This window comes from Allocoleopsis sp. (assembly GCF_036703385.1).
Lineage (GTDB): Bacteria > Cyanobacteriota > Cyanobacteriia > Cyanobacteriales > Coleofasciculaceae > Allocoleopsis.
Genome location: NZ_DATNPA010000469.1, coordinates 1 through 7,078 on the forward strand (window position 1 = coordinate 1; position 7,078 = coordinate 7,078).

At 43.6% G+C, this 7,078-nt stretch carries 8 protein-coding genes; 3 read left to right on the forward strand and 5 right to left on the reverse strand.

The annotated features are described in order from the left end of the window. On the forward strand, window positions 1-371 hold a 371-nt coding region (locus V6C93_RS22920; RefSeq protein ID WP_333478987.1), incomplete at its 5' end, for an ADP-ribosylglycohydrolase family protein. A 641-nt stretch (window positions 372-1,012) separates the two neighbouring features. Then, the gene (locus V6C93_RS22925) at window positions 1,013-1,330 is read left to right on the forward strand and encodes a hypothetical protein (RefSeq protein WP_333478988.1); all 318 of its coding nucleotides are present in this window, start codon (window positions 1,013-1,015) and stop codon (window positions 1,328-1,330) included. A 408-nt stretch (window positions 1,331-1,738) separates the two neighbouring features. Here the strand turns inward: V6C93_RS22925 and V6C93_RS22930 are convergent, their stop codons facing one another. Further along, window positions 1,739-2,173: a hypothetical protein gene (locus V6C93_RS22930; RefSeq protein ID WP_333478989.1), complete on the reverse strand. Its 435-nt coding sequence runs from the start codon at window positions 2,171-2,173 to the stop codon at window positions 1,739-1,741. Window positions 2,174-2,313: 140 nt separating this feature from the next. On the opposite strand from V6C93_RS22930, the gene V6C93_RS22935 reads away from it, so the two are divergent. Further along, entirely contained in the window at window positions 2,314-2,691 is a 378-nt protein-coding gene (locus tag V6C93_RS22935) for a hypothetical protein (RefSeq protein WP_333478990.1), read from the forward strand. A gap of 209 nt (window positions 2,692-2,900) precedes the next feature. Here the strand turns inward: V6C93_RS22935 and V6C93_RS22940 are convergent, their stop codons facing one another. From V6C93_RS22940 to V6C93_RS22955, 4 genes are all read right to left on the reverse strand, one after another. Further along, on the reverse strand, window positions 2,901-3,536 hold the full coding sequence (locus tag V6C93_RS22940) for a helix-turn-helix transcriptional regulator (RefSeq protein ID WP_333478991.1): 636 nt from the start codon (window positions 3,534-3,536) through the stop codon (window positions 2,901-2,903). A 690-nt stretch (window positions 3,537-4,226) separates the two neighbouring features. Beyond that, window positions 4,227-5,324: an SMI1/KNR4 family protein gene (locus tag V6C93_RS22945; RefSeq protein ID WP_333478992.1), complete on the reverse strand. Its 1,098-nt coding sequence runs from the start codon at window positions 5,322-5,324 to the stop codon at window positions 4,227-4,229. A 15-nt stretch (window positions 5,325-5,339) separates the two neighbouring features. Then, entirely contained in the window at window positions 5,340-6,443 is a 1,104-nt protein-coding gene (locus tag V6C93_RS22950; protein ID WP_333478993.1) for a hypothetical protein, read from the reverse strand. Between the two features lie 261 nt (window positions 6,444-6,704). After that, the coding region (locus V6C93_RS22955) for a hypothetical protein (RefSeq protein WP_333478994.1) at window positions 6,705-7,078 on the reverse strand (374 nt) is incomplete at its 5' end.

Here is a 7,078-nt window from a genome sequence, read left to right on the forward strand (position 1 = left end):
TACTTTCAAGTCACTACAGCCCAATTCCCGACTATTGGGAAGAACATCCGTTAATTGACGAAATCGACGAAATTGCGGCAGGGTCGTTTAAACACCGCGAACCGCCAGAGATTAGAGGAACAGGCTATGTGGGGGAATCCTTAGAAGCCGCTTTGTGGGCGTTTTATCACAGTAAATCCTTTGAAGAAGGTTGTCTCCTAGCCGTCAACTTAGGCGACGACGCCGATACAACGGGTGCCGTTTATGGACAGTTAGCCGGAGCCTTCTATGGGGCACAGGGAATACCCCCATCCTGGCGAGATAAGTTAGCGTACCGTGATTTGATTGAATCCTTCGCCGAGCAACTGTTTTCCTTAACCCAATCGACTTAGATAAGCTAGTCGGGAAAAATGGGCGAGAGCCGCTTGCTTCTTAGCTAAGAGGATGGCATCTTGCTTTGGAAAATTGCTGAAGCTCCTATAGGATGAGCATCTCGCTCGTTCACTAACGGCTGATTAACGGCACGACCACTTAGTACAAGCGTATCCAAAAACCAACCATAAATAAGGCAGAGAAATTATCATCGTTAAAAATCTTAATAATTCTTAAATTTGTCACTGCTTTTCAGCACATTCCTCTATATTAGACTAAAGCAATCAATATTCCGGATAAAACAAACCTATAAAACACTAAGCAAAGAAAAATCGGTCGCAGTCTCTAAGCAGAACAAGATCACGATACCTCTAGCATCGCTTTAAAACTTTCCGGATATTGACCAATCAATCACCTTACAAACCCCCACCATTTCAATAAGAGGAGAGAAATGGCGATAGGGGTTAGTTGGTAGCTATCAGTTAGTAGCTACTAGCTATGAAGTAAATCCCCGTCCTCAGGTTATCGTAGCAGCGCTTATCGTTAGCTACAGATATTTTTGGTGCATCTACCGAGCGTGACGCAGGAGGGCGGAGAAATTCTAGTAATGTCTGAGTCCGTAACTAACTTTTGTTAAGCACTACCTTGGGGTTATTTATAAATGGCAAAAATTCAAGTCTCTCAACCAGTAAGCGTCAACGATGAACAATCTCTCTATTCTGAAAAGCAAACACTCTTTCCGGAACTCTCCTCAACTGAAACCAAGGTATTCAGTGAGGGTCATGTCCTGCGATTTTCTGAACCTGAGTTTGATCTAAAATATCGCTCAACGGAAGAACCAGAGACACAAGCTTTCAGCGAGAACAAACAATCCATATCTCCAGCATTGCGCCAAACTCAGCAGGCTGGAAGTGGTGTAGCAGTAGCTCGGTACCGATCATCTGGAGTCAGACGGTGTGGCGGACTGAGCGAGTTCTAATCCCGAACTAGCGATATGCTAGCCAAGTGGGATGCGAAGCACATCTTTACAGCCAGCCGATTTGACTAGCTAGGACAGAGTCTTGAAATTTGCCACTAGTGTGGGTAGAGGCGTAAGACAGGCAACATATCTATTCGTCTCTAGTTGAGAGCAGAGACGTTGAAAGAATTACCCTAGGAACAGCTGAATTCTTGCAGCAAGTTTTTAGAATCCCTACCCTAAGCCCCCTTCCTGTTAACAGGAGGGGGTTAAATATTTTCTATATAGATTTTTGGCTATCAACTTAAAGCGGGAAACTTGACCTAATGGTTCATGGTTCATGGTTCATGGGGTCAAGCAATGAACTATGAACTATCAACCATGAACATCTGTCCTGGCTTAAACGGGTAGCCATTTTTTAAGGGAAACTTAAGAGTAAATTTGTATAACTAATCCATCGATGAAACCGATGATTAAGGCTGGTGAATTCGGTGCTCCCACACGCAACACAGCGGTAACTTGGTAAATTTCTTCCGCAACTAGCCCAACGGATGTGGGTGTAGCGATCGCTAATGTAGGAGTGTAGGTAAAGAGCTTGGCAGATGTATCAACAGAGGTATCACCGAGTTCAATTTTAGAACCCAGACCACAAGGTTCCGCGAAAAAGCTTACCTTGATACACAGGCACAACGGTACTAATGCGATCGCACCACATCCCCCAAACTCCACCGTGACTCGCAGTGAAAATGGTTCGTGCTGATGAAGAATCGTTTCTGGATACTCAGTATCAGGAGCTGTCGTAAAAATGGTGAGGTTAGAGAGCGTGCAGTTGATAGGGGCAACTTGGACATGAGAACCCTTCATGAGCCGTTAAATGCAGAAACAATTCTCCTGAATTGCGATCGCTCAGATTTTAGCCTTTATATCCTACTGAGGGTTGAGGAGCAGTATCATTCTTTTAACGAAACTTAGGATCATCCCTCAAATTTAGACAGAGGTAAGCCGTGAGCGCTAATTCCCTTGGAGGCTTTTGCCGTCGTATAGTACGGGCGTACCGCCAACATTTTCCTGTTCAGGGTGGAGGAGGTTGGATGGAAGCTGACACAATGTTTTTCAGCTTTGACCATCCACAATGTACTCTCCTGTTGGGCTTAACGCCAAGTAATCCTGAACTAAGAAAAAGGCTGACTGTGAATTTGAGTTCCTTCGATAATGAACTCTCTGTCAGTGTTGACTCAACGGGGATTAAATGGCACACTCCTGCGCCAGAGGGCTTTACCTCTGAAGAATTAGAAAACTTCGAGAATCTGGCTAGCCGTGTTTATTTGATTGCTCTTGACTCCGTTGAGCAACTTAGACTTTTAACCTCAGCGATGGGCTGAACGCCAAATCAATAGACTCTCCTTTAGAGCTGTTGACTGAACCGCCACAGCCTAATAGGTTGAGTGATATGAGTTCACCCAGTAGGTGGATGGGAATTTGTGCGTCTTCAAATTAAACACCAGCAGCGGCGCTCACAACAGAAAAATCTTATTCCTTCTGTCCTCTGACTTCTGCCTTATTCTCAGATTACGCCGTCAAGCCGCTTCTCTTAGTTATCAATACCGCAAATCTCCTTTTGCTTGGCATAAATACTTTTCATGTGCTTCTTCACCGTGTTTGGAGTAATGCACAATTCTGAGGCAATTTTTTTGTAGGGGTAGTTTGCTCGGTGCAGCAACCAAACCTCTTGTTCACGGGAAGTCAGTCCATATTTTTGGGCTTCTTCCAGAGCTATATTCTCGATCACTTGATACCGATCATCCACCGTAATCAAAATACAGGGATGTTGGATCGTTTCTAACCTCAGCCATCTAGCTCGAATATTTAAAGTGGTAAAGTCATCGGTCAAAATTTCAGACTCCATTTGCCAACGTTGATTCGGAAATAAACTGCGGCTTTGTATTAACGATTGACAAACATGCCAGATTTCAATGGGAACTAAATTAGCAGGCGATCGATAGTGATTCAATTGCCGCAAAACTCGACGGGCACTATCATTGGCATAAATGAGCTCTCTTTGATCGCTGAGAATCAAAATGCCCTCAATGAGATTTTCAATCGCTCCAGGCCGTAGTATAGAATGTTGCTCAAGGTTTTTAGAAAATGAGGTAGATTTTAGCGATTTTGTCCCAGAGGTTGGTCTTTCAGTAACAGGGATAACATTGCTTAAGTTGGTAGTTGCCATGTCTATCAAAAACCTCTTTCATTACATCCATCCGAATTGATAGATACACTCCGAAGTTTATATTGCCAACCTACCATCTTGTGTAGGTAGAAGTAACTCACAATTTTAGTACCAAGAGTAATATCAACTCTTGTTGCACTAGTCCTCTAAGTAGGTAGGCGCAATTAAAACTATCTATGTTTAGTTTTGTAAATCAATCCAGGCTCCCGCAATTAAGCTTTAAACCAGATTTACATACTGTTACATAATTGGTTTATTAACTACCTACTTAATTAGAATCAGGGAGATAATCGCTGAGTTTATTTGTAGTCAACGCTGCCTTCGCTGAATACCAATAGGTTAATGATGTAGCCGACCCTGATCTGCTCAGCAATCCTCGTCTTTATTTAAGCAAAAAAATTTCAAATTATCTATATCAAAAACAATTTGATTATTGCTATTATTTCTTACTGCCTTAATAAACACTACTAAATTCATAATTCTTTTTTTTATCTAACCGGAGATTTTCAGAAATCTTAAAAGCATCATCAATGTTATTGATAAATTTTCGCTTAACTTTTCAGTAGAAATGAAAGGTACCCATTGAAGCATGACAAGTATCTGCAATTAGTACATCCCTGATGATTTTAAGCTCGTGTCCAAACACATGGTTGTTTAAGAAGCCTGATTCAGAGCCGGGGAACTGTTGTATCATCTAGATGGGGAATCACCTGTGTTGAGCGATCGCATTGCTGGATTAAGCCGCTCTAACATCCACTGGCAGAGTTGCTTACTCTCTAGAGCAGACCCAATGATTTTAACAGTGTCGGTTTCGATATGGCAAACTATCGCCCGTTGCTCTGCCCCAGATTGAAGTTGTCTAACCTGAAACTCTACCGTAAATGAGGCTAGTGATGACCATTGTTTTTTCCCAACGGTTGTGGAGAAGTGTTCTTCAACAGTAAGATCCGTAGATTCCGCAACCCGCTGTAAGGATGCCCTTTCCTCATAGCTAGGTGCAATCCAAGGTAGGGCTTCTTCTGCTTTCTCGACAGTTCCTCCTTTTCTACTGTGACAGTTAGTTAATAGCTGATTTGAACACTGGATATCAGGTAGAGACTGGTCGTTTTCTGTGGTTTCCGTATTGGTTGATTCCTCGACCTGCTGTGATGAATTCTCTCTTAATTCCAAGAAATTTTCATACTCAGCCAACATCATTTCTTGGAAAGAGCGGTATCGATCCGCTCCTGGCAGCCAATCACCAAAAAACCAAGCCTCCCACTCTCCATCCTCAGTAATCACCTGCGGATTGAGCAGATAGATGGTTGACTCCCCGATGTCGCTGATTTCTAGAACCTTGTGCAGATACTCGACTCGCAACTTGCTGCAATCTTGCTCATCGCCGTAAATCAAATAGTCTGCATCTGAAATCGAAGGCGTAACGAGGCGACCATTGCCGGAGAGATCGAGATTCAGAGAGCTATTCCCATAGCGTTCTACAAAAGCACTAATCCAATCTTGATGTCTGACAGAAAACCATTCGATATCTTCAGTAGACCAGAGTCGATAAATGAACGGTGTTGTCTGACGCCAACCGTTTGTGACTTTGAGAAACTCTCGATAGGAGGGAGGCAGAGCCATTCCCAAACGAGCTTCCGCACGAGCAATTTGCTCCTCTGTCGCACCCGGATACCCTAACCATTTGGATTCAATGACAGCTGGTGGCAGTCTTTCTGGGTTATCCATCATGGATTCTATTAATTCTCGACTCCACTGTCTTAAGAAACTTTCCCAATTGAAAGAGTTCATTGTTCAAAGACTGAGCTAGACGACTTGAAGCAGTGGCACCTTGAAGCTGCCTAGAGTCACAGGTACACATTGAAGTTTCACGATCGCCTGTAAGCGGTAGACTCCTGGTTCCATCGTGATATCAGCAAGCACGGCTGTATAAGAGAGTTGCCCTTTCGTAAGAGTAGCTGACTCTGTATCACCTAAATGGATGACTTCACCCGTCATTCGATTACGAACGTGAAATTGAGCGTAGTACTCAACCTGCTTATTGGTCAGATGAAGTGCCGTCAACCCAGTCAGATTAAACCCAACTTCAAGCGCGAAAGGTGTCTCATAACTCAGAGGGTATGGAAACACTCGATTACCCTTGGCAACAACCATTGGTCTTGGAGTTTGGTGAGCTTGCAAGGCTCGTATCTGGGTGATTTCTAGGGTTATCGGTGGTACCGCAACTGGACTCTCGGCTGCCAATGACTGGCACATCTGTTCACTGATTTGTTCCAGCATCCACTCTTGGAGTTGATCGGCTCCAATCTCAGACCACGTTTGAAATTTATTAGCCTCGATGTAGTGAATTATTGTTCTTTGTTCCTCTCCCTGTTCTTCAGTAATGCGGGACTGAAACTCTACTCGAAAGGAGGCAAATTTCCGCCATTCATCTTGATTTGTTAAAGGAGAAACAATAGCCCCAGCTTCTACATTGGGTGATGGTAGAATTCGCTGGGGTAATTCACTTTCTGTTGTTGAGGAACTTTGAGGTTGCTCTGCTTCTGTATCTGCTAAGGCCATGACGTGCTGGAATAATTCACTTTCCTGAGTTGGGAGATTCGAGAATTGCTCTTCTCCTCTATCGGAGGACTCAACAAACGGCTGTGAGGATAGCTCCGCAGTAGCAAGTGCTTGAGACTGAGCAATCCATCCTTCAATCTCACTTTTTGAGACAGTATGTCCTTGGGTTTTTAGGCGTGACTCAACTTCATCAACTGAAAGCTGGGCCAAGTCCTGGCAGGTGTGGATATTGAACAACTCCTTGAGCCATTTTTGCTTAACGGGTCCGATTCCTTTGATTTTAGTTAAGTCATCACTGTTTTTCCCGTTGATATTGGTTAGGTTCTTACCTTTAAGTGATGTAGTCATCGCCTGTTCCTCACTTTGCTAGCAGAGGCAAACCGAACCGATTAATCAGCTTTTGTGCATTGAGTTGGCACATAATAAGTAGCCAAGATACTTGTAACCCGGAAGGTTCCCTATTTTGAATTGATTGGGCAATCGCTCTACTGATTCTCGATGAAAAAACTGGCAGGTACAAGTAACCTGCCAGTCAGAGTGTTGTTTCCTGGGTACCTCAGAAATAACAACACTCGGTTTATCAACGCTGAGGTTTAGTTAAACCTAAACTTACATCGCGGGGTAAACTTGAAGCAGGATTTCTTCAATATAGCCATACCCATAGATGTACTGAGCGCAAGGATGATTGCCAGGGCCAACGGTGACAGTAGCACCAATTTCATAGAGTCCAGGAGTTAGCTTGGCTTGCTCTGGAGTCAGTTCCTTGGAGATAGTGTAGATAAATTTATCTTTCTCCGTCACGATGCTGGCGTTGACATCTACTTCAGATGCAGCCGAACCAAAGCCCTCGAAGCCGAAATCAACACTAACCGTTGTACCCAAGCACATCAGAAGTTTGCTCAGCGGGCTGCTATTGAATTCAATGTCCACACTAATTGTAAACTTCTCGTCTGATGCAACGATATACTGTGATTGATGAAGGT